The organism is Streptomyces sp. NPDC051105 (genome assembly GCF_040682795.1).
In the GTDB taxonomy this organism is placed as follows: domain Bacteria; phylum Actinomycetota; class Actinomycetes; order Streptomycetales; family Streptomycetaceae; genus Streptomyces.
Genome location: NZ_JBFBBR010000007.1, coordinates 314,553 through 337,155, shown reverse-complemented (window position 1 = coordinate 337,155; position 22,603 = coordinate 314,553). Strand labels below are relative to the sequence as shown.

At 73.0% G+C, this 22,603-nt stretch carries 13 protein-coding genes and 2 pseudogenes; 6 read left to right on the top strand and 9 right to left on the bottom strand.

Going from position 1 to position 22,603, the window contains the following annotated elements; all coding sequences use genetic code 11:
* Nucleotides 1-87 precede the first annotated feature (87 nt).
* Genes AB0N16_RS20045 through AB0N16_RS20035 form a run of 3 tightly spaced genes read right to left on the bottom strand, consistent with a single transcriptional unit; the run spans nucleotide 88 to nucleotide 1,658 of the window.
* Nucleotides 88-471, bottom strand: a complete 384-nt coding sequence (locus AB0N16_RS20045; RefSeq protein WP_365798399.1) for a hypothetical protein — start codon at nucleotides 469-471, stop codon at nucleotides 88-90.
* 18 nt (nucleotides 472-489) lie between these two features.
* Nucleotides 490-1,443 carry a hypothetical protein gene (locus tag AB0N16_RS20040; RefSeq protein WP_365798397.1) on the bottom strand — a complete coding sequence of 318 codons (954 nt, stop codon included), beginning with the start codon at nucleotides 1,441-1,443 and terminating at the stop codon, nucleotides 490-492.
* Between the two features lie 5 nt (nucleotides 1,444-1,448).
* A complete protein-coding gene (locus tag AB0N16_RS20035; protein ID WP_361334949.1) occupies nucleotides 1,449-1,658 on the bottom strand; it encodes a hypothetical protein in 210 nt (69 codons plus the stop codon).
* 662 nt (nucleotides 1,659-2,320) lie between these two features.
* On the opposite strand from AB0N16_RS20035, the pseudogene AB0N16_RS20030 reads away from it, so the two are divergent.
* Nucleotides 2,321-2,554, top strand: a pseudogene (locus tag AB0N16_RS20030) (Scr1 family TA system antitoxin-like transcriptional regulator); the annotation flags it as partial.
* Between the two features lie 229 nt (nucleotides 2,555-2,783).
* On the opposite strand, the gene AB0N16_RS20025 reads toward AB0N16_RS20030, so the two are convergent.
* From AB0N16_RS20025 to AB0N16_RS20015, 3 genes are read right to left on the bottom strand one after another with little or no spacing between them, the layout of a single operon-like run.
* A complete protein-coding gene (locus AB0N16_RS20025) occupies nucleotides 2,784-4,133 on the bottom strand; it encodes a lysine 2,3-aminomutase (protein ID WP_365798395.1) in 1,350 nt (449 codons plus the stop codon).
* Nucleotides 4,130-5,659, bottom strand: a complete 1,530-nt coding sequence (locus AB0N16_RS20020; RefSeq protein ID WP_365798393.1) for a CATRA conflict system CASPASE/TPR repeat-associated protein — start codon at nucleotides 5,657-5,659, stop codon at nucleotides 4,130-4,132. The genes AB0N16_RS20025 and AB0N16_RS20020 overlap by 4 nt, the downstream gene beginning before the upstream one ends.
* Nucleotides 5,631-5,993: a CATRA system-associated protein gene (locus AB0N16_RS20015; RefSeq protein WP_365798391.1), complete on the bottom strand. Its 363-nt coding sequence runs from the start codon at nucleotides 5,991-5,993 to the stop codon at nucleotides 5,631-5,633. The genes AB0N16_RS20020 and AB0N16_RS20015 overlap by 29 nt, the downstream gene beginning before the upstream one ends.
* A gap of 145 nt (nucleotides 5,994-6,138) precedes the next feature.
* On the opposite strand from AB0N16_RS20015, the gene AB0N16_RS20010 reads away from it, so the two are divergent.
* Nucleotides 6,139-10,791 (top strand): CHAT domain-containing protein, encoded by a 4,653-nt coding sequence (locus tag AB0N16_RS20010; protein ID WP_365798389.1) that lies wholly within the window; start codon nucleotides 6,139-6,141, stop codon nucleotides 10,789-10,791.
* A gap of 23 nt (nucleotides 10,792-10,814) precedes the next feature.
* Nucleotides 10,815-12,071 (top strand): hypothetical protein, encoded by a 1,257-nt coding sequence (locus tag AB0N16_RS20005; RefSeq protein WP_365798387.1) that lies wholly within the window; start codon nucleotides 10,815-10,817, stop codon nucleotides 12,069-12,071.
* A gap of 49 nt (nucleotides 12,072-12,120) precedes the next feature.
* Here AB0N16_RS20005 and AB0N16_RS20000 read toward each other — a convergent pair.
* Nucleotides 12,121-12,210, bottom strand: a pseudogene (locus AB0N16_RS20000) (ferritin-like domain-containing protein); the annotation flags it as partial.
* Between the two features lie 383 nt (nucleotides 12,211-12,593).
* Here AB0N16_RS20000 and AB0N16_RS19995 point away from each other — a divergent pair.
* On the top strand, nucleotides 12,594-13,328 hold the full coding sequence (locus AB0N16_RS19995; protein WP_365798385.1) for an alpha/beta hydrolase: 735 nt from the start codon (nucleotides 12,594-12,596) through the stop codon (nucleotides 13,326-13,328).
* A gap of 550 nt (nucleotides 13,329-13,878) precedes the next feature.
* Here the strand turns inward: AB0N16_RS19995 and AB0N16_RS19990 are convergent.
* A complete protein-coding gene (locus AB0N16_RS19990; protein WP_365798383.1) occupies nucleotides 13,879-14,712 on the bottom strand; it encodes a PIG-L family deacetylase in 834 nt (277 codons plus the stop codon).
* A 510-nt stretch (nucleotides 14,713-15,222) separates the two neighbouring features.
* On the opposite strand from AB0N16_RS19990, the gene AB0N16_RS19985 reads away from it, so the two are divergent.
* Both AB0N16_RS19985 and AB0N16_RS19980 read left to right on the top strand, forming a co-directional pair.
* A complete protein-coding gene (locus tag AB0N16_RS19985) occupies nucleotides 15,223-18,492 on the top strand; it encodes an ABC transporter permease (protein WP_365798382.1) in 3,270 nt (1,089 codons plus the stop codon).
* 95 nt (nucleotides 18,493-18,587) lie between these two features.
* Entirely contained in the window at nucleotides 18,588-21,401 is a 2,814-nt protein-coding gene (locus AB0N16_RS19980; RefSeq protein WP_365798380.1) for a hypothetical protein, read from the top strand.
* Nucleotides 21,402-21,436: 35 nt separating this feature from the next.
* Here AB0N16_RS19980 and AB0N16_RS19975 read toward each other — a convergent pair whose 3' ends face one another.
* Nucleotides 21,437-22,498 (bottom strand): ABC transporter ATP-binding protein, encoded by a 1,062-nt coding sequence (locus AB0N16_RS19975; protein ID WP_365798378.1) that lies wholly within the window; start codon nucleotides 22,496-22,498, stop codon nucleotides 21,437-21,439.
* Nucleotides 22,499-22,603 lie beyond the last annotated feature (105 nt).

The window sequence follows — 22,603 nt, the reverse complement described above, 5'->3', positions numbered from 1 at the left end:
GCATGACAAAACGCCGCGCCCCTCCTTCGACTACATACAGGGGAGATCGGAAGAAAGGGGGCGGCGGTCGACGGGGGAAAGGGTCGGTTACGACCCGTCAAGAACCTTCTGGACGTCGCGGACGCGGACTCCCGTGAAGGCGTCCTGTTTGTCCCACGGCACGGTGGTGGTCCCGGTGTAGGTGCCACCAGGGAGGACGTGCTGCCGGACCGTCTTGTCAGGTCCGCCGAAGTCGAACGAGATCACGTAGGTGGCGGGGGCGTGCCCGGTGTTGTGGACGACGTATTCGGCGATTGCCGTGAGCTGCCCGTGGCGGGTTTCGGTGTCGTACTGGGTGACCTCGACCTCCGCCTTCTGGGAGACGGGTGCCGGGTCGGTGTTGATCTGGGTCCTGGCATACCAGGCGGTTCCGCCGACGACGACGGCGGCGGCCAGCAGCCAGCCAAGAACCGTCCTTTTGCTCGGTATCACGGTATGTCCCAGTGGGCGTCAGCGAGTGGCGGCGGCGGCGAGGACGGCATGAGCCTTCTGGACCAGCCTCTGGTTGTGGGCCCTCTCCGCCTGCAGCTCCTTCAGATGGGAGGTGATCTGTTTCTTCTGGTAGGCGGATTCGGCCTGGTACCAGGCCGGCACGAGGTCCGCGGCCTGCTTGCAGTCCACGTCGACGGTGGCCATCGCAAATTCGTCCCTGGCCGGCTTCAGACCGTGCAGCTTCGGTGTGGCGAACCGGCCCTCGGCGTCGTCGATGCTCTTGACCTGATAGCCATGCTTCTTCATGCACGAGGACCATGACGTGAGCGCGGCCTTGACGGCGGGCCGGGTGCTGGTCGCCTCGTAGGACTGCGACGCCAGATCCCCGGAAAGGTCGGTCTCGAACAGGACGCCGACCTTGTTGTTCGCCTCCGGGATGCAGGTGTCGTTCATCGCCGTGTCCCACCCCGAAACGGAAGACTCCGCGTCCTCCTTGGCCAACTCGGCGTCCTCGGACTGGGTGTCGTCCTCGGGGTCCTGCGGTGCGGCGAAGCCGAGCCGGGCGGCCTCGGTGCGGTCGCTTATGCCGTAGCGGCGCTTCATGTTCATCGCGTCGTACGCGCTTGCGGGATTCAGACCGGACGGCTCGGGAGTGAAGCTGAGGCCGAGGTGCTGCATGCACTGCTGCTTGACCAGGTCCCTGGCGTTCTCCACGTCCACGACGTCGGAGGAGGCCATCATGTAGTCCTGAAGCGGGAGCCGCATCCCCTTCGCCAGGCCCCGATCCACCTGGGCCTTCGGCCACGTGGCGCGGACCTTCGCGTCCGGCAGCACCATCGCCTGCGCCACCAACTGCCGGCTCTTGCCTCCGGTTGAGTCGTCGTGTGAGGCGCTGCACGCAGAGGTGAACACGGCCGCGGTGGCGGCAGCGGCGATGGTGAGGGTGGCCGCCCTCATTCGTGTGGTCGGCATGATCCTCAACTCCTCTTGTGTGAGCTATTGCTGTTCTGCAGGCCAGACCCGAGGTTGCGGGCGTAGCCGTCCGCCTTCGGGTAGTACTTGCTCGTGCCGCTGTAACCGGTCTTGGCGTACACCGTGTACGCGGCGTAGGGGTCCTGGTTCCACGCCGAGGCCGCGTTGTGGTAGACGGCCTGCCCTGCTCCTCTGTCGTCGCAGGGATGCGGCATGCCGTGATATGCGTCCGAGGGGAAGGCGCCGAACTCGAACCGGACAACGGACGCCCCATTGGGCGAGTAGCTGTCCTCGTTCGATCGGGAATGACGGGTCGCGAGGCAGCCGCTGAGGGACTGCAGAGTTGTTTCCGACCGTGAGTTGAAGTTGATGCGGAAGCAGTGGGTCGGATTGCTGGTGTCACTGGCGGTGCAGTCGTTGTGGACGTATGACGTGGCGGCTGACGCGGGCAGCGCCGTACAGACCACTACTGCGGTAGAGGCGACGGCAGCAGCGAGAGCGGCGGCTGATGTGGACCGGCGCAAGGATTCCCCCTCCGTGAACGAACGCAGCAGGGAAGGGGCGTGCCGGTACAGACGCTCCCCCCGGTGCGTGTGGCCAGCCGTGACGCGGAATGGTTGGTCTGATCCAATCGCCCACGGCCACGCCACCTTACCCATGGTCTGAACCAGTGGGGCAAGAGGTGACCGCAGGGATGGCGCGAAGGCGCCCTGTCGCCGGGGATTCAGGGATCCGGGGACCAGCCGCGCCGATCGCAAGATCTGTGGTTTTTCTGTGAATCAGATCTGGAAGCAGGGCGGCTGTCAGTTGATCAGGCTGGCTCAATCCCGTCCCATGCCTCGCCGCCCAGGACCTTCGCCGGAAGGTGGCCAACCCGGTCGCCGTAGGGATCGTCCCATTGTCGACGCAACGGACCATGTGGCCCATGCCCACCTCCACGATCTTCGACGACACCAGAGTGCACGCGGACACGCTGGACGCTGCCGCCACCCTCACGCAGCCCAGCCAGGTCGAGCTGTACGCCCGAGCCTTTGACCGACTCTCTCAGGGGGCCGCGCGGGGAGCTGCGGCACGTTCCCTGATAGCAGGTGCATTGGCATCCCTGGACTGAGTGGGCGTGGTTCTCGAACGGGTTGGCCACGTGACCAACGCATGACCAACAGCGGTCGGGAACGGGCAGAAACAGCAGGTGAGCATGACCAACCCGCACAGCCTCGAAGGGCGCCGAGAGGGTACGTTTTCGCAGGTCAGTCAGCTAGTGGGCGGATGCCCGAGTGGAGAGTTCAAGTGCCCCCTCGGACACCAGCTGAGACACCACTTCATGTGGGGTTTTCTGCTTGTCAGGAGGCCCTCAGCCCCGGCAGGAACTCCTTTGCCCCGAACGCCGGGCGCAGGTCGGTGAACCAGGTCGCCGTGGGGTCGTACGCGGCGAAGAAGGGTCTGCCGACCAGGTCCGGGTCACGTGCCTGGACCAGGTGGAGGGCGAGGAGCCGGGTACCCGTGACGTCCGCGACGCCGTCGACGCAGACCTTGCCCGCGGTCGTCGACATCACCGGTCCGCGGACCGTCCGGGCCAGCCCTGACACCTGGGCGTAGGCGTCACGGAAGATCTCGTGGGCACGGACCAGCGGCACCGCGAAGTAGTCCCGGGGGCCGGTGTCGCGCTCCACGAACTGGTAGTAGGGCACCGCGCCCCACCGGGTCACCGTGTTCCACAGCTCGGCCCACACGGCCGGGTCGTCGTTGATGCCGCGCACCACCGGGCCCTGGCAGCGCACGACGGCACCGGTGTCGAGGATCCGGCGCAGCGCGGTGTGCGCGATCCGCGGCCGCAGCTCCTGCGGATGGGTGAGATGCACCACCACCGCCAGGTGCCGCCCCCGCTGGACCACCTTGGCGAACAGCCGCAGCAGGGCGTCGGCGTCCGGATCGGTGACGAAACGGTACGGCCAGAAGGTCAGCACCCGGGTGCCCACCCGCACCGACTGCACCGAGTCGATCTCCAGCAGCGGCTCGATGTACCGCCGCAGCACCTCGGCCGTCATCACCAGAGGGTCGCCGCCGGTCAGCAACACGCTGGTGATCTCGGGATGGGCCCGTACGTAGGCGAGCGCGTCGTCGGCATCGTCGGTCGCGATCCGCAGCTCCGGCTCGCCGACGAACTGCGGCCAGCGGAAGCAGTACGTGCAGTAGGCGTGGCAGGTCTGCCCCTGCCGGGGGAACACCAGCGCGGTCTCGGCGTACTTGTGCTGCACCCCCGGCACCGGCCTGCCGTCCAACGTGGCGCTGTTGAGGTCGAGTTGTCCGGCGGGGTGCGGATTCAGCCCGGCCCGGACCGTGTTCGCGGCCCGCCGCACCTCGGCCGGCGGGGCCTGCCCGGCCACCAGCCGTGTCATCCGGGCCAGCTCGGGTGCGGAGAGCATGCCGGGCTGCGGGAAGGTCAGGCGGAAGACCGGGTCGGCGAGTGGCCGCGACCAGTCGATCAGCTCGTCCACGACATAGGAGTTGGTGCGGAAGGGCAGTACCGCGGCCACTGCCCGCAGGGACAGCCGGTCCATGGCGGACAGCCCGGCGCGCTTCGCCAGCGCGTCGAGATCCCGGGCCGTGAAGGCCCGGAACCGCGGCGCGGGGGGCCGCCCGCGTCCGGCCGGTCGGGTACCGGCGGACACGGAGGCAATCGGCTCGCTCATCCGGTCCGCCCCCTCCGCCACGTGACCACCCACACCCCGGCGGCGACCCCCAGCGCCGCCGGCACGCTCACCCCCGGCGGAGCCACCCCGTACCCCGCCAGCCGGGCGGCCAGTGTGACCGCCGTCCAGGTGGCCGTGGCCCCCAGCGCGCCGCCCGCCAGCGCGTCCACCCACCGGTACGGGGCACCGGCCGGCACCCCGCCGATCCAGCGCAGCAGCACCAGCGGGAGAGCGAACGCCAATGCCGCCGACAGGGCGACGAGGCAGGTCTGCAACGCGGCCGGCACGGGCAGCCGGTAGGTGAAGGCCTGCACGGTGGTCAGGGCGGTGACGACCGCGCTCAGCACGGACGTCTGGATCAGGGTGATGCGTTCGCGGTGCTCGCGGACGGCACGGTCGACAGCCTCCGCCACCACCGCGCGCGCCGCGTCCGCCCGCTCCCGCGCTGCCTCCAAATGGACCAGGTCTCCGTCCACTTGGCGGGCCAGGGCCTGCGCGGCCCCGCTGTCGCGGGCGAACAGCGTGGGCCCTTCGCCGTACCGGCGGACCTCGGGGACATGGCGCCTCATGTTCTCCAGTGCCGTGTCGACGTTCCGCCGCAGCTGACGCAGCCGGGTGATCCGCCAGAGCAGGCCCGTCGGAAGCAGGCGGTCGGCGTCCAGCCGCTGTTGGGCCCGGGACAGGTCCGGCAGTGACGGCGCCCAGCCGGCGTCCTGCGGGCGTACGGCGGTCAGCACGGAGCGCACCGCCTCGTCGGAGGACGCGACGAGTTCGTCGGCGGCGGCCGACGCCCGGTGCACCCGCGCCGCGTGCCGGACCTTCGCCGCGTGCAACAGGTACCGGGCGAACGGCATCAGCCCGCTGTGCCCGGCCGTCGCCCACACCCACCGGTCCAGCGCCCGTTCCGCCGTGTCCGGGGCGAGCACCGCCAGGGTTCGGTGGACGGCGACGGCATCGGTGTCCGCGGCCTCCCAGAGATAGAAGCCGTCCCGAGTACGGTCGTGCCCCGCACGCAGGGAGCCCGGAGCGACCGGCAGCGCCGCACGCACCGCCGCGTCCAGACGGCCCGCCGTCGTCTCGCGGCCCCGCCGGAACAGCGCCTGGTAGAGCAGGACTTCACCGAGTTCCTCGTTTGAGGGCGTCGTGGGATCCGGCACCGCGCTCCGCCACTGCTCACCCAGGGCGGTCCAGCCGTCGGCCAGTGTGCCGCCGTCGGCGTTCGGCGCCAGCATCGCGACCAGGCCCAGCACATCGTGCTCGACGAACACGAACGCCACGTACACCTCGCCGCCGCCGAGCGGCCGGCACGCCGTGGCGACGAGCCGGAACCCCGAGTCGGCGTACGGCCCCGGGGGCAGTTCGGGGCCGACGGCCGCGCCGGGCAGCGCCCCTGTCATGCCGAGGGCGCGGCAGCCCCGCCACAGCGTGCCGAGGCGGGCATGCGCCGCCTCCGACCCGGCGCGAGCGGGCGCGAAGCAGACCACGAGCAGTGCCGGCTTACTGGTTGTCGGGACTCGACGTATCACCGGTTCCGGACCCCCGTCCCGGCTCCAGCACCAGATCCAGGCCGGTGACGAGCGTGTTGCGCTCCTCGACGAGCTCCGGCGGGGCGGGCAGCTCCGCCGGACCGGGCACCTCCGAGACGCGCCGGGACAGCACCTCGATCCTGCCCAGGTGGAAGCGGAACCCGGAGGTGTCGCCCCGCTCCCCGGCCTTCCGCAACTCCGCGAGATGGTTGCCGAGCCGACGCCACTGCTCGGCGGTCAGGGTGAGCCGTTCCCCGGTGTCCGGGTCCGGCTCGGTCAAGCTGTTCAGAGCCTGCTGGGCCTGGTCCTTGTCCTCGGCGTCGAGCGGGGCCATCGATTTCCTCCCACGGGCGTGCAGGCGGCGGTTGGGACCATGAATACGCCAACTGACGCATGGCTGACTACCCATGACGCAGCGTTACCATTCAGGTGTGGGTGGGCCGGTCCGGGCCCGGGGGGACCGAACGGGGACATGCCGGATGACCGAGCGCAAGGATCGCGAACGACTACTCACCGATCTGGGCAAGCGGCTCACCCTGGCCATGCGGAGCGGCGACGCGTCCGAGCTCTTCGATCCCGCGTGCGCCGAGGACATCGGCCTGGTGCGCGCGCTCACCGTCGGGGTACGGCCGGGCACGGGATTCGAGGTCGACGTCGCGGCCGCCCACCTTGCGGCCTGGGCCTGCTTCGTTCGGGCCCGTGCACTGGAGAGCGTGCCCGGGGCGGCGGAACGGGCGGCGGTGCAGGAACACGCTCTCGGTCTCGGTCTCGCCGTCCATCTGCACGGGGTGTCCGGATGGACGCTGCCACCGCTGTACGACCTCCTCCTCGACGCTGTACTCGCCCAGAGGCCGGACGCGGCGGACCTCGGCGACCTGGAGGACGTCTACGACCAGCTCACCGGAACGCTGTTCGGGGTCTGGCAGGAGACCGAGGCCATGGACGCCCTGGCCGGGACGATCGGCCTCTGGCGCGGGGCGCTCCGGTACGCCCGGCCCGGCCCCCGCCGTACCGCCTGCCTCACCGGGCTCGGTACCGTCCTGCACGCCGCGGCCGCGTCGACCGGGGCGATGGCACAGCTCGGCGAGGCGGCCGAAGCCCTGAGCGAGGCGGCCGCGAGCGCCGCCGGGGACGACGGCAACCGCGGCATCGCCCTCAACAACCTGGGCCAAGTGCATGTGACCCGGGCGGAGCTCCACCCGGGGGGCACCGGCCTCGACGACGCCGTCACCGCCTTCCGCCGCGCCGCCGGCGCCGCGGAACCCGGCAGCCACGACCGCGCCCTGCGGCTGTCCAACCTCGGCGCCGCCCTGCTGCGGCGCGCAGAGCGAGACGGCGGCACGGCAGATGTACGGGCCGCCGTCGACGCGCGGCGGGCCGCGGTGGGAGAGGCCCCGCCCGACGACCCGTTCCGCGCCGAGTGGCTGACCGGCCTGGCCGAGGCCCTGCGTGCGCTGGGCGAGCGGGGCGACGACGGGGCGGCCGGCGAGGCACTCGACGTCCACGAGGAGGCGCTCGCGGCGAGGCCGCCGGACCCGGACGGGCCACCGCTGATCCTGGGGCTGGGCCTGCTCGCCGCCCAGCTGGCCGGACGGACGGGCGCCGTCGCCGACGTCGACCGCGCGATCCGTCTCCTGCGCACCGCGCTGCGGGAGCTGGACGACGACTCCGAGGCGCTGAGGGACGTACACATCTCCCTCGGCGAGATGCTGAGCCGCCGCCACGGCCACAGCCCCGACCGGCAAGCCCTCGACGAGGCGATCGGGCTCCTGCGGGCGACCGAGCCCAGCCGCTCCCCCCACCGGCTCGACAGCAGCCGGATCATTCTCGGCCAGGCCTTGTACCAGAGCTTCCTGGACGACGGCGACGAGACCGCCCTCGACGAGGCGGTGGAACTCCTCGACGCCGCGCTGCCGGCCGACGCACACCCCGACGAACATCCCGGCCCCCGTCTCACCCTCGTCCACGCGCTGCGGGCACGCCACGGCCGCACCCGTGACCCGGCCGATCTCGACCACGCCATCGCCCACTGCCGGGTGGCCGTGCGGATCGCCGCCGTCCGGGACCCGTCCGGCGGCCCGGACCGTGTCCCGGGTCTCCTGCTGGCCGCCATGGTGGTCAGCAGGTACACCGGTTGGTTCGACTGGGACGGCCCGCCGGGCCCGGACCTGCCGCCCGGCGGCTTCTTCGCGCTCGCCCCGGAAGGCCGGACCGGGGACCCGGCACTGCTCCACGAAGCCCTGGACGTCCTCCGGCCCACCGCGCCCCCCGGTAACGCGGACGGCGCCGGCCCGGACGACGACGGCAGGCGCACCGCCCTCGTGTCCCTGCTGACCGGGCTGCTGTGCCGGCAGTACGACCGCACGGGCGACCGCACCGCCCTGGACGCGTCCGTCGCCGCGCTGGAGCGAGAACTGCCGGCCGGCCTCGGCGACGCCCCGGAACCTGGCCTGCGCACCGGCCTGGCCGATGCCCTCAAGCGGCGCTACGAACTCGACGGCGACCCGGCCGACTTCGAGCGTGCCCGGGCTCTGCTGCAAGCCGCGGTGGACCGGAAGCCGCCAGGCAGTACCCGACTCGACGACATCCACGCCCGCATCCACCTCGGCACCATCCTCATGTCGCGTGGCATCCGCGCGGGCGACCTGGCAGCCTCCGACGAGGCGGTCACGGTCCTGCGGACCGCCCTCGCCGAACTGCCGTCCGACACCGAACCGATGATCAGGTCCTGGTGCGCCGACAGCCTCGGCAACGCGCTCCTGGAACGCCATGAGCGGGCCGACGACGACGAGGCCCTCGACGAGGCGCTGCGCAGCTACCGCATCGCCGTGGACCACACCGACGACCCGGAGTCCCGGCCGGCCCGGCTGTCCAACCTGGGCAACGCGCTCACCCGGCGGTACGAGCGCACCGGCGACACGGAGGCCCTGCGCGAGGGTGTGGACCGGCTCATGGAGGCGGTCCGCCTCACCGGCGACGGGCATCCGGAGGCGGCAGGGCACCGGCACAACCTCGGCGGTGCCCTGTTCCGGCTGGCCGAGTTCTCCGCCGACCCCGAGATCGCGCAGCGAGCCGTCGCCGTACTGCGGGAGGGAGCCGAACTGGCCCCGGCGGACTCCATGCTGCGGAGCAAGCTGCTCAGCACGCTCGGCTCGGCGCTGCGCACGTGGAGCGAGCTCAGCGGCGGATTCGACCGTCTCGCCGAGGCCGTGGACATCCACGAGCGGGCCGCCGCCGCCATGGCGGCGGACGACCCCGACCGGCACGCCCAATGGGTCAGCGCCGCCGGCGCGCGCGTCGACCACGCGGCCCGTACGGCCGACCCCGCGGCCCTGGACGAGTCGATCGAGCGGCTGCGCGAACTCGCGGAGCAAATTCCCCGCACTTCGGCATGGGCGGCGGTCCGGTTCACCCTGGGCGAGGCGCTGCGCATCCGGCTGAACTACCAGGACAGCGCAGAGGACCGGGCCGAGGCGCTACGGCACTATCGCGCGGCGTACGACACGCCGACCGCCGCGCCCCCGGCCCGAGCCCGGGCCGCCGTCAGCGCGGGGCGACTGGCCCTGCGGTGCGGTGACGTCCCGGCGGCGGGCGAGGACTTCGCCCGTGCCGTGGAACTCCTGGACGAGGTGGCCTGGCGCGGGCTCGGCCGGCCGGACCGGGAGCGACTGCTCTCGGAGTTCGGGGGTGTGGCGTGCGACGCCGCCGCGTGCGCGATCGCCCAGGGCCACGCGGACCGGGCCGTGGAACTGCTCGAACACGGCCGCGGCGTACTGCTGGCACAGACCCTGGACGCGACGTCCTCCCTCGACGTCCTGCGCTCCGCACATCCGGCCCTCGCGGACACCTATGCCGAGCTGACGAGGGAACTGGAACGCCCGTCCGAGGCCGGCTCCGGTGACGTGCACGGCACAGCACGCCGTACGGCGGCCCAGGACGCCGGCGCATGGGCCGAACTCGCCCGCAGGCGCGAGGAGGTCCTGTGTGAGATCCGCGCCCTGCCGGGGCAGGAGGGCTTCCAACGGCCACCGGCCCTGCCGGATCTCCTCACCGTCGGCCGCGAAGGCCCGGTCGTCCTCGTCAACGTCAGCGAACTGCGCTGCGACGCCCTCGTGGTCACGGCGGACACCGTCACCGCCGTGCCGCTGCCCACCCTGACCCGGTCGGCGGTCAACCGCCGCACCGACCTCTTCCTGCAGGCCGTCGGCACGGCCGCGGACACGACGGCCGACGACCACCTGCTCACGGTCGCCGAACGCGAGATCCTGGGCACCCTCGCCTGGCTGTGGACCGCGGTCGCCGAACCGGTGCTGACCGCGATCGGGTGCACGGAACCAGCGGCGGCCGACCGTCCCGCACCCCGGCTGTGGTGGTGTCCCACCGGCCTCCTCACCCTGCTGCCCCTGCACGCCGCCGGACCCTACGCCGAGGACGGGACGGGTACCGGTGCGCTCGACCTCGTCGTGTCGTCGTACACCCCGACCCTGCGCGCCCTCGTGCACAGCAGACGCGCGCGTGCCCCGCGTTCCCCGGCGAACAGGGCGCCCCTGGTCGTGGCGCTGCCGACGACCCCGGGCGCACGGCCGCTGGCGGGTGCCCGGCGCGAGCTGGAGCAGCTCAAGAAGCTCAGGCCGGACGGGCGGTACCTCGTCGGACCGGACGCGGTCGTGGAGCAGGTCGTGGAACTGGTGGCCGCCCACCCCTGGGTCCACTTCGCCTGCCACGGCGAGCAGGACCGGAACAAGCCCGGCGAGGGCGCCCTGCGCCTGTACGACGGGCCGCTGCCGCTGCGCCGGATCGCCCGGCTCGACCTGGCGGACGCCGACCTCGCCTACGCCTCGGCCTGTTCGACCTCGGGCGGCGGCCCACCGCTCGCCGACGAATGCCTCACCGTCGCCAACGCCCTGGTCCTCGCCGGTTACCGGCACGTGGTCGGCACCCTGTGGGAGATGACCGACGCCTCCGGCCCACGGGTCGCCGCCACCGTCTACGACACGCTGACGTCCGGCGGGTCGGCGGACCTCGACAGCGGCCGCTGCCCCTACGCCCTGCACGCAGCCGTACGGGAACTGCGCAGCCGGCGGCCCGCGCACCCGGCCGCCTGGGCCGCCCATGTCCACGTGGGCGTCTGACGCGTACCCGAGGAGAGAAGCCCATGGCCGAGCCGGACGGAAGCGCGCGGCTGCGTCGGCTGATGGACCGTTACGTCGACGGCGACACCGAGGCCCTGATCGGCCCCGAGGCGTCCGGTCACGCGACGGCCCTGCTGTCGGCGACGGCACCGCCCGTGCCGTACCGCACGCTGAGCGCGGAAGGGCTTGCCGGAGTGCGTCTGGACGAACCGGTGCTGGACGCCTTCCACCTGCTCGCCCGCTTCCACGCCTACCGGTCCCAGGAGTACGCCGGCCGCGGCCCCGAGGCGCCGCTGGCCGTGGACGCGGCGCAGGCGTCGGCGGTGCTCTTCGCGCTCGTGCACCGGGTGCGGCCGGGATCGGTGCCCCCACGGCTGCGCGGCAGCGTCAGTGAACTCGCCGGTGACCTGGCCGACTTGTGGCGGTCGTACGCCGTCCTGCTCTGCGGACAGGGCCGCGCCCATGGAGACGCCGGCCTCGAGGACCGCGGGATCGCCTGGCTCCGCGGACTCGCCGGGCACCTGCCGCCGGGAGACCCGCAGCGCTCGGACGCCCTGGTCGGCCTCAGCGGCGCCTTGTACTCCCGTTACCAGCACCGGGGAAACCGGGCCGACCTCGACGAGGCCGTCGAGACGGGACTGCGCGGCGCCGAGGGCCGGCCGCCGCTGGACACCGGCCGCGGCACCGCGCTGATCAACGTCTCCCTCGCCCTGCGCACCCGCTTCGAGCACTTCGGCCTGCCCGCCGACATCCACTGGGCCGTCGACACCGGCCGCCGGGCTCTGGCCGCGTACCCCGCCGACGCCGCCGACCGGCCCCTCGTCCTGGGCACGCTCGGGGCCACCGTCCGGGTCCTGAACGAACACACCGGAAACCCCGCCGAACTGACCGAGGCCGTGTCACTGCTGCGCCGGGCGGTCGCCACCATCCCCGGCGGGCACCCCTTCCTCGCCACGCACCGCAACAACCTCGGCTGCGCCCTTGTGCGGCAGTACGAGTGCGGTCCGCGTGACGGTCCGCTGCTCGACGAGGCGATCGAGCACCTCCGGCGTGGCGCCGCCCAGCCGCACCCTCGCCGGGGCGCCTACCTGGCGAACCTGGGCTCCGCGCTGTACCGCCGCTGGACCGACGACCCCCGCCCGCGCGCGGCCGACCTCCGCGAGTCGGCGCGCGTCCTCGCCGAGGCCTACCTCGCCCTGGGCCCCCACGACCCCGACCGCCACACGATCGGCCTCCTGCTCGGTGAGGTGCGTCGAGCCCTGCGACGGGCGGAGGAGTGACACCACGGTCTGCCAGGCGGCGAGAGCGGTGGAGGGCGCCAAGTCACGTCACCTCCGCGGTGAGCGCGTCGTCGGTGCCATCGCGCAGGGCCCGGTAATAGCGCAGGGCCACGACTTCCGCGATCATCAGCACCAGCAGGCTGCCCGGCGTCTGTACCGGCTCGAACCGTTCCCCCGGCTGCCCGGCGTCTGTACCGGCCGGCTTCCGGCTCGGTGGCCGGATCGGAGGCGCTTCCGGCGCTTTCAGCCGTCGCGGCCGTTCCGGAACGGGGCCGAGCCACGCGCCAACAGGATGCAGCCGACGATGCCGCGTGGTCTCTCCGCATCCGGCTCGGCGACTCCGGGAAAACCCTTTGGCGGACGAGGGCGAGCACTGCTACGTTTCCGGGGCCGTGCAAGAGAACGAGGAGGTGGTACCCGTGAACGCAGAATCGACATGGGTGCTCCCCTCCGGGGTCACGGTCGGGCGATAGGCAGGTCGTCCGGGAGCGCCGTTCCAGTGCACTCCCGAAAGGCACGACCATGCATTTCACTTCCGAGAAGCGCCTCGACGACGGCGTCCTCGAACGCGAATTCACCCTCGATGAGATCCCCGGCATCCTGTGGACACCCGCATCCGCATCCGCACCGGTACCGCTGATCCTGCTCGGCCACCCTCCCCTCGGGCTGCGCAGGATGTACCCCCGACTGGCGGCCCGGGCCCGGCACTCCGCGGCGGAGGGCATCGCCACGGCCACCATCGAACTCCCCGGAAGCGGCGACCGGCCCCGTTGGCCCGCCGTCGAGCAGGCCCGCGCCGACCTGCGCCGGGCGATGGAGGCCGGCGAGCCGGTCAGCGACGAGATCGTCGACGCCCTCGTCCTCCCGCTGGTGGACAAGGCGGTCCCGGAATGGCAGGCCGCCCTGGACGCAGTCCTTTCGCTGCCCGAGATCGGCGGACCGGTCGGGTACTCGGGGGGAGTGATCTCCATCGGCATCCGGCTGGCGGTGGTCGAACCCCGTATCTCGGCCGCCGTTCTGTTCGCCGGGAGTTTCGTGCCCCGCGCCCTGGTCGAGGAGGCCCGGCAGGTCACCATTCCCCTGCACGTCCTGCTGCAGTGGGACGACGAAGGCAACGACCGGCAGGCGGCGCTGGACCTGTTCGACGCCTTCGGCTCCCACGAGAAGTCCCTGCACGCCCATCTCGGCGGCCACACCGGCGTCCCGCAGTTCGCGGGGGACGCCGCGGCCCAGTTCTTCACCCGGCATCTGAAGTGAGGCCGGGCCGTCGGACCGGCGGCAGACGGTAGCTGATGTCGGCCGGCATGCCCCTCATCAAGGACAGGTCCCGGCCCCCGCGGCTCTCCGCACCGTGGGCCCCTGCCGAACCCTCGGCAGGGGCCCGTCCTGGCCGAAGCCATGAACTGTTCGACGTCCGCGGAACAAAAAGCACAAGCATGCCCATCACGGCCGCCACCTCACCGGAACTCCCCGGTCGCAGCGCCGCAGAACCACCGGTCTTCCTCAGTCGCGGATCCTGATACCCCCCGGGGCCTCGCGGGCGGGGCCGGCCACCGGAGTGCGGAGGGGTGCGATCGCCGTCAGGACGCCTTGCGCTGCCGCCACTCCTACGCCGCTGACCTCGGCCTTCGACGTCGGTGCAGTTCCCCTGGCGCGGCATCTCGCTCGCCGGGCCCTTTCAAGGAGGGCGCACGGGTGGTCCGCGTCGCACGCGTTCGGGCGCGCGCCGTCCGTGGCCGGCTTCCGCAGCCGGTACGTGTTCCCTCCTCGACCACGAGCCTCCCCGGGCCCCCGGTGGGCGGGCGGATCAGCGCAGGCCGGCGAAGAGGTCGTTCTCGGGCACGGCCGCGCCGGTGGTGTCCTGGACCCGTACGAAGGTCTCGACGCCCATCAACTCGGTGAACCTCTCCCGGCCCATCCTGAGGAAGAAGATGTTCTCGCCCTGGCTGGCGTGCGCGGCCAGCGCGTCGAACTTCTGGCCGCCGAACGCGGTGGTGTCCACCCAGGTGGTGATCTCCTCGTCGGGCAGCCCGATCTTCGCCAGCTCGGCGGCCTGGGCGGGATCCGGCTCCGGTACGTCCTCACCGAACTCGCGCATGGCCTCCCCGAACCGCTGCATCATCGAGCGGGGCGCCGTCGTCCAGTACACCTTCGGAGTCGGCGTGGTCATCGCCAGCGCCGCCATCGTGATGCGGTTGGCCTGGATGTGGTCGGGGTGGCCGTAGAAGCCGTTCTCGTCGTAGGTGACGACCACATCGGGCTGGTAGCGCCGCAGGAGTTCCGCGAGTTTGGCGGCACCCTCCGCCACGGGTGTGTGCCAGAAGGATCCGGGGGCGTCGTTGGTCGGCCAGCCCATCATTCCGGAGTCGGCGTAGTCCAGCGTCTCCAGATGGCTGATCTTCAGGACCTCGCAGCTTGCCTCGAGTTCCTGCCGCCGGATCAAGGCGACGGCGGCCGGATCGTGTCCGGGGTCGCCCGGCTTGACACCCCCCGGTCCGTCACCGCAACCGCCGTCGGTACACGTCACGAGCACCGTGCGCATGCCTTCCGCCGCGTACCGCGCGAGGACGCCTCCCGTTCCCGTGGCCTCGTCGTCGGGGTGAGCGTGTACCGCCATGAGCGTCAAGGGTCGGTCGTTCATGTAACAGTCCTCCTGTGTGAAGCGGCCTGGTCCGGGTCCGCGGCGCACCTGGCCGGAGCCCCTCAATAGCAGATGAAAGGGTGAACCGCGGACCCGAGGGCACCGGATCACGCCGGAACGGACGATCTTTCTGTCTCTGTGTCCCCCCGCTCACGCGGCGCCGGTCTCCCCGCCGGTGCAACACCGTCGGCCGGGCGGGCTGTTCCCGCCGTGGAAGGGACTCAGGCAACGGCCTTCGATCACGCGCTCGAACCGCTCCCCGCCTGCGTTCAGCCCGCGTGCAGGGGTCGGTGGATCTCGCGGGAGCGCGGTGGCGGCTTCGGCCGCTCCGGTGCCCATGCCGCAACAGATCAGTGATTCTTGCACCGTTGGGGGATGCCTGGTAGGACTGTGGCGCGCCGTCACCGTCACATGTTCGATCTCGCGGGGGTTCATGTGGTCGCCACGGCCTTCACGACTTCGCCGCGGCGACGCCCGGGTGCTCCGCGCCCGGCCCGACGGCTTCCCGCCGTGGCCAGGCGGGCCACCCAGCACGGACTGGTACTGACCGCTGTCGCGGTGACCGTGCTGCTGTGCGCGACGGCGCTGGCCGCGCTCGCGGCGCTGGCCGGGAGTTCGGTGCAGGCCGGGGCCGTGCGGCGGCTGGCCGCCGACCTCGACGCTCAGGTGGCCGTCAACGCGTCCTTCCGCGCCGGGGGAATGGCCGCCGCCGACCGAGACGTGCGGGCCGCCGGCGACCGGGTGTTCGCCGGGGTGCCGCACCGGACCTATGTGGGGCTGCTGGGCACGTCGCCTGTCTCGGTGACGGGGATCGACGGGATCGCGGGGCCGCCGCGCGGTCCCGGGGGCAGCGGGCTGCACCCGGTCGCGGTGCAGGACGGCGGGAGTTTCGGGCAGTTGGTCGCAGGCCGATGGCCGGCCGGCACGACCGGCGCCCCGGCCGGCGCGTTCACCTCGCTGCCCGATGTCCGGTCCGCCACCGGGTCCACCGCCCCGGTCGACGCTGCGGTGCCCGACGCGCTGGCCAGACGCCTGGGCGTCACGGCCGGTTCCGGCCTCCAGGTGCGGGACGCCTTCGACCGCGTCATGACCCTGCGGATCACCGGCGTCTTCCGGGCGAGCGGTGCCGTCGGGTTCTGGCCCGCGATGGCCGGCGTCCTGACCCAGGGGGAGACCGCCGACCAGGACCTGCTGGTGGTCTCGGCGTCGGATCTCAACGGCAGCGCCGTCCTGAACGGGCATCTGACGGTCCACTGGAGTGTGCAGCCCGACTTCTCCCGTCTCGACGCGGGCAGCCTCGCCGGGCTGCACGACCGGCTGCGTGCCTTCTCCGGCAGCCAGAGCCGTGTGTCGGTCTTCGGCGGGCGGCAGCCGTCGCTGGACGATCTGACCGTGGTCTCCGGTCTGCCGGGCGCGATCGAGGACCTGACGGTGCCGATGGTGGCGGCCCGCTCCTCGCTGTACCTGCCGAGCGTGCTGCTCGCGGTCCTCGCCCTGGCCACCTTGCTGCTGGCCGCTCGCCAGTTGACCGTGCGTCGGCGCGGTGAGCTGGCCCTCCAGCAGGCCAGAGGCGCCGGCACCCTGAGGTTGCTGCGCGGCGCGGTAGCCGAGTGGGCGCTCACCGGCGTCCCGGCCGCCGTCGTCGCGCCCTTCCTGGCCGGGCTGCTGCACCCCGGCAGCCGGGGCACCGGCGCATGGGCGGCGGTGGGTCTGACCCTGCTGGTGCACGCCGCGGCGGTGCTGCTGCCCGTGCTGCCGTCGGCTCGGTCGCGGCCGGCCCGCGGCGCACGGGCCGCCGCCGCGCAGCGGCTGGGCGCCGACCTGGCGTTGCTGGCCATCGCGGCCCTGGGATATCTGGAGCTACGGCGGCACCATTCGCTGATCGCCGACTCCGGCACCGGCGGCGCGTCCGCGGACCCCGTGCTGGTCCTGGTGCCGACCCTGGTGGCCGGCGCCGCCGCGCTCCTGCTGCTACGGCTGCTGCCGCTGACCTCCCTGCTGCTGGACGCGTTCGGCCGTCGTAGCCGGGGCCTGGTGCTCGCGCTGGCCGGCTGGCAGCTGGGCCGGCGGGCCGCGCGCAACGCGGGACCGGTGGTGCTGATGTGCCTGGCCGTGTCGGTGAGTTCCTTCGCCACCACCGCGCTGGCCTGCCTGGGAGGCCTGGCGTCCGAGCAGGCCGCGTTCACGGTCGGCGCGGATGTGCGGATCTCCGCGTCCCCGGACGACGGCTACCCCTCCGCCGTACTGGGCGCCGCCTATCGAGCCCTGCCGGCGGTGACCGCCGTGACCCCGGTGACGCAGTCGACGGCGAACCTGCCCGGCGGCGCCACCGAAACCCTGGTCGGCACGATCGGCGGGCCCGCTCCCCGCACCCCGTCACCGGCCGTCTTCGGGATACCGCTCCCCGGGCGTCCGACCGCGCTGCTGCTGGACGAGCGGCTGCGCAGCGACGGCAGCCGCGCGGCACCGAGCCTGGAACTGGCCGTGCAGGACGCGTCCGGACTCGTCAGCACCGTGACGACCCACCTGCCCGCCGCGGACGGAGCCAGGCACACCGTCGTCATCCCGCTCGACGTGGCGCTGAGCGGCGGCCACCCGCGGACGTATCCGCTGACGGTGACCGCCGTCGGCGTCCTGCCGCAGCCGAACATGCGTCCCGCGCGGCTGGACCTCGAACTGCTCCGCGTGGGCGCGCGCGGCACTGCGGACACCTGGGTTCCCCGCCTGCCCGGCGGGCAGGTCTGGGCCGACGGCACGGACCACGCCGCCGACTCCACCGCGGGGGCGTGCGAAGGAAAGCCGGCCGGCAGCTACGATCCCGGCACCCCCGGGGTGTGCTCGATCGCTCCCGGCGGCTCCGCGGCGCTCCGGACCATCATCAGCACCGGCAGCCGGCCCTCCCGGGCCATCAGCGACGCCTTCGGCGGCCTGGCCGACACCGACTACGACACCCGGCCAGGCAGCCAGGTGCGGCTCCTGGCCCACTCGGTCGGCGATCCGGCGCCGCTGCCGGTACGCGCCGACGCGACGGCGCTGCGCGACGCGCGCCTGAGCGTGGGCAGCACCACCACACTGGATCTGGGCAGCGCCCGGGTCACCGCCACGATCGTGGGCCGGGTCGACTCGCTGCCCGGACTGGGCCGCGGACAGGGACATCTCATCGCCGACCAGCGCCGACTCGCCACCGCGACAACGCTGGCCGGCGCCGACCAGGAGGATCCCGCGTTCTGGTGGATCGGCAGCACCGACAGCGCGCGCACGGCCGCCGCCGCCGAGGCGCAGCCCGCGCTGGGCCGCGTCACCACCACGGTGCGCACCGCCGCGGCCCTGCAGGCCGACCCGTTCCGCAGCGGACTGCGCCGGGTGCTGGAACTGGTCCGCTATCTGGCCCCCGGTTTCGCGGTCATCGCCTTCACCGTGCACGCGGTGGTCTCCACCCGCCAGCGCCGCAAGGAGTTCGCCCTGCTGCGGGCGATCGGCGTCCGTTCCCAGAACCTGTCCGGGCTGCTGGGCGCCGAGCAGCTGAGTCTGGCGCTGTTCGCGGTGGTGCCCGGGGCGCTGATGGGCATGGGCCTGGCATCGGCGGTGCTGCCACTGGTCACCGTGGACGACAGCGGACAGGCCCCCTATCCGCCGCTGCCGCAGGTCATCCCCTGGGGCACCGTGGCGCTGACCGCGGTGGCGACCGCACTGGCCATCAGCGCGGTCGTGCTGGCACTGGCCCGGCTGCTGGCCCGGGTGGACCTGGTACGGGTACTGCGAGCGGGGGAAGACCGTTGAGCCGGGCGGCCGGACACGACCGGAAAGAGCGGACAGCGCCGCGGCCGGTGGGCACGGGCGCGGCGGTGCCCCCACCCAGGGGCACGGGCGCGGCGGTGACCCAGCGCTTGATACGCAAGGAGACCCGCGGCGATCTGCCGCTGCTGGCCTGCCTGGCGGTGCTGGTCCTGGTGCTGACGGCCCTGTGCGCCTGGGCGCCCGTCTTCGCGGGCCGTCAGGAGGACCGGGCGCTGCGGCAGCGCGTCGACGCCGCGCAGGTTCAGGCGCCCCTGATCAGCCTGAGTACGACACCGGAGGTCTTCAACACCCAGCCGCCCGCGGTGCACATGGCCACCCTGCTCGGCGCCGGCCGCACCCTCACCGACCACCTCGGCGGCTCCGCCGCGCGGCATCTGACCTTCGCCGGCGGCGGCAGCTACGACTACAACCAGGCGTCCCTGATCGCGCCGCGGCCGCCGGGACCGACGAACACCAGCACCCGGCTGACGGTCAGTTACCTGCCGTCCGCGCGGGCCCATCTGCACTACGTCAGCGGTCGGCCGCCCGCCGACCACACACCGCTCGGCACCGCGCCCCAGATCGGGTTGTCGCAGGCCACCGCGGAGGCGCTGGGCGTCCGAACCGGCAGCCGGCTGACCCTCGAGTTCGCCAAGACGCTCGGACCGCAGAGCACACCGCCCCACGCGGGGCTGCTGGTGAGCGGCGTCTACCGCACCACGGCCGCGGCCGACGACTTCTGGACCGGCCGGGAGACGCTGGACCAGCCGTCGCGCTACCCGGCGGAGCGCTCCGCCGGTACGGTGCTCGCCGTCCGCGGCCTCGTCGGCCTCGACGCCGCCGACCTGCTGGCCGGCGCCGGTGTGGGCGGCCCGCGGGTGACCTGGCAGGTGCGCGCCGACCTGTCCGGGGCGGCGCTCGACCGGGCCCGCGCACTGACCGGGCCACTGTCCCATTACAGCGCGGACCTGAGCGCCACCCTGTGCCAGGGGCTCGACCCGATCACCGGCGACATCAGCTGCCAGGTCGGCGGCCAGGCCACCGGGCCCCTGCTGGTGACCGACTTCCTGACGCCGCTGCTCGCCGCGTTCAGCGCTCAGGACCAACAGGCCAGGGCGCTCGCGACGTTCGCCGTCGACGCGCTGGCCGCGGTCGCGCTGGCCACCGTAACCGTCGCGGTACGTCTGCTGCTGCGCCGGAGACAGGCGCACCTGCGGTTGCAGCGCGCGCGGGGCGCGTCCACCGCGCGGCTGGTGCTGCTGCGCTGCGCCGTGGCCTGGCCGGTGGTGCTGCTCGCCGCCCTGCTCGGCTGGACGGCCGGACGGGCCCTCGCCCCCACCGGCACGTCCGGATCACCGCACCCGGTGCCCGCCGCCCTGGTCGCAGCGGTGGTGGCGCTGACGGTGCCGTCGATGACCTGGCTCGCGGTCCGCGAGCCGCGCAGACCCGGCCGGCTGCGGCGCTCGCGCCGGAGGACCGCCATCGGCCGGCGCGTGGTCCTGGAGTCGACGGTGCTGTTCGCGGCAGCGGCGGGCGTGGTCGCGCTGCGCGCGCAGGGCCCCGACGGGATTCTGGGCGCGGTGCCGGTGCTGGTGGCGCTGGCCGTCGTCCTGATCCTGCTGCGGATCTACCCGCTCGTACTGCGCCTGGTGCTGCGGCAGGCCCGGCGCGGCCGGGGAACGGTGGGCTTCATCGGGGCGGGCCGGGCCGCCCACGACGCCCCGGCGACCGGGCTGGCCCTGTTCGTCCTGGTCCTGACCCTGGGCACGGCCGTGTTCGGCGGCCTCGTGCAACGTACGATCGGCGACGGCCTGAACACGGGGGCGGCCTGGACCACCGGCGCAGACGCGAGCGCGACCGTGGCCGGAACCGTAGCCTCCGCACCCCGGGCGGACACCGGGATACGGACGGCCCTCCAGCATCTGCACACCCTCGACCTGGTGGGACAGGCCGACGGCGCGGTGATCTCCCGGGTCGCCGTGATCACCCTGGATCCCCGGCAACTGGCCGCCATCGCCCCGAAGTCGCCGCTGGCCGGCGCCCTGCTGTCCGGGCTGGCCACGCCGTCGGGGACCCGGGCCGGCGCGAGCGCCCCACTGCCGGTCTTCCTCTCGCCCGACCTGCGGGCGAGCGAGCGCACCGGGGGCTTCACCGCCACGGTGGTGACCCAGGGAGAGTCCCCGGTGGACCTGAACCTCGAGCCGGTCGGCACCCTCACCGCCGCGGAACTGCGCGACCCGCTCCTCGGACCGGTCACGGCGCAGATCGCCGCCGGAACGCCCCTGCTGATCACCAGCGCCACCGCCGAGCATCTGATGCCCCAGCAGTCCTCGGGAAGCACCGTCCTGCTCCTCGAGGATGGTGCTTCCCGAGGGCCCGCCACCGCAGAGCCCGCCGCACTGCGGTCGGCGGCGGCCAAGGCGCTCGGGCCGCTGGCCCGGATCCGCGTCCGCTCCGAGGTACTGAGCACCCTGCGCGCGGACGGCCTGACGCGGGGACTCGGCACGATCTACACCACCACCTCGATCCTGGCCGCGCTCTGCGGTCTGCTCGCGCTCGCCCTGGAACTGACCCTCACCTCCCACGAGCGAGGCCGCACCACCTCGTTCCTGCGCACGCTCGGACTCAGCGGCAAGGAGGCGGGGGCGCTGCACTTCCTGCAACTACTGCCGCTGGCGGTGGCCTCGGCGGTGGGCGGCACGCTGCTCGGGCTGCTCGAACCGCGGCTCATGGCACCGGCACTGGACCTGCGGCAGTTCACCGGCGGCCCCGCCCAACCGGCGCTGCGGACCGACTACTCGCTGACCGTCGCCCTCGTCGTCGGCGTGACCGCGCTGATCCTGGCCGCCGCGGCCACCGAGACCGTCCTCGCCCGCCGGCGCCGGCTGGGGGCCGTACTGCGCCTCATGTGAACGGCCGCGCTCGCGGCGGCTGCTGCGGGAACCACCTACTGCGCGCTCGCGGCGTTCGGGCCGCCGTCCGCCGCGTCCGCCGCGTTCTCCGGGCTCTCCGGGTTCTCCGGGTTCTTCGCGTTCTTCGCGTTCTTCGCGTTCTTCGGGTTCTTCGCGTTCTCCGCGTCGGACTTCGCCCGCCGGGCGGCCTCGTCGGGCCATACGCCGATGTGGTCGCTCTCCAGGGCCAGCCGCACTCGCCTGCGCATGTGCAGGCGCTCGGTGAACTCGCCCGGCAGCTGCAGCCGACCGCTGGCGTCCAGTACCGCGTACTCCTCGGCGGTGAGCACATCGACGCCGTCCGCGCCGGGGGCGACCCGGCGCAGCACCTCGGTCGAGGTGCGGCCGTTGCGGATCCGTACGGTGCGCTGGACCTGCTCGGACACCAGCGCGTCATGGGTGACCACGATCACGGTGACGCCCAGGTCCTCGTTGGCCCGGCGCAGCGCGGCGAAGACCTCGTCGCTGGTGGCGGTGTCGAGTTCGCCGGTGGGTTCGTCGGCGAACAGCACCCGGGGCTCGTTGGCGTTGGCGACGGCTACGGCGACCCGCTGCTGCTCGCCGCCGGAGAGCGTGTCGGGCATACGGTCCCGGCAGTGGCCGACGGACAGCAGGTCGAGCAGTTCCTCGGCCCGGGCCCGGCGCCGGGAGCGCTTGACCCCGGTGTACGTCATCGGAAGCATCACGTTCTCGGCCGCCGAGAGGTAGGGCAGCAGGTTACGGGAGGTCTGCTGCCAGACGAAGCCCACGGTGGTACGCCGGTACGCCAGCCGCTCGCGGCGCTTCATCGCCAGCAGGTCGTGTCCGGCGACCTCGGCGGCACCCGCGGTGGGCACGTCCTGGCCGGAGAGGATGCCCAGCAGGGTGGACTTGCCGGAGCCGGAGGCCCCGATCACCGCGATCATCTCCCCCTGGGCCACGGCCAGGTCGAGGCCCTGGAGGGCCTGCACTTCGACGCCCTCGGTCTGGTAGATCCGCACCAGGTTCTCGCAGACGACCAGCCCCTCCTCGCGCTGCGGGGCGGCGGCCGCGGCGGCCCGCCGACGCAGCTCGTCCAAGTCCGGTATCCCGGCCGGCTGTTGGTGAACTGCCACGCGGTCCCCCGAGGAGGTGAAGTCTGCGGATGACACTGTCGGACAGCGGCCAGGGTAGTGCGGAAGTCC

Excerpts from the sequence above, each read along its gene's own strand:
- AB0N16_RS20025 (WP_365798395.1), bottom strand. The coding sequence starts at position 4,133 with ATGAGCGAGCCGATTGCCTCCGTGTCCGCCGGTACCCGACCGGCCGGA.
- AB0N16_RS20015 (WP_365798391.1), bottom strand. The coding sequence starts at position 5,993 with ATGGCCCCGCTCGACGCCGAGGACAAGGACCAGGCCCAGCAGGCTCTG.
- AB0N16_RS20005 (WP_365798387.1), top strand. The coding sequence starts at position 10,815 with ATGGCCGAGCCGGACGGAAGCGCGCGGCTGCGTCGGCTGATGGACCGT.
- AB0N16_RS20040 (WP_365798397.1), bottom strand. The coding sequence starts at position 1,443 with ATGCCGACCACACGAATGAGGGCGGCCACCCTCACCATCGCCGCTGCC.
- AB0N16_RS20010 (WP_365798389.1), top strand. The coding sequence starts at position 6,139 with ATGACCGAGCGCAAGGATCGCGAACGACTACTCACCGATCTGGGCAAG.
- AB0N16_RS19990 (WP_365798383.1), bottom strand. The coding sequence starts at position 14,712 with ATGAACGACCGACCCTTGACGCTCATGGCGGTACACGCTCACCCCGAC.
- AB0N16_RS20035 (WP_361334949.1), bottom strand. The coding sequence starts at position 1,658 with ATGCCGCATCCCTGCGACGACAGAGGAGCAGGGCAGGCCGTCTACCAC.
- AB0N16_RS19995 (WP_365798385.1), top strand. The coding sequence starts at position 12,594 with ATGCATTTCACTTCCGAGAAGCGCCTCGACGACGGCGTCCTCGAACGC.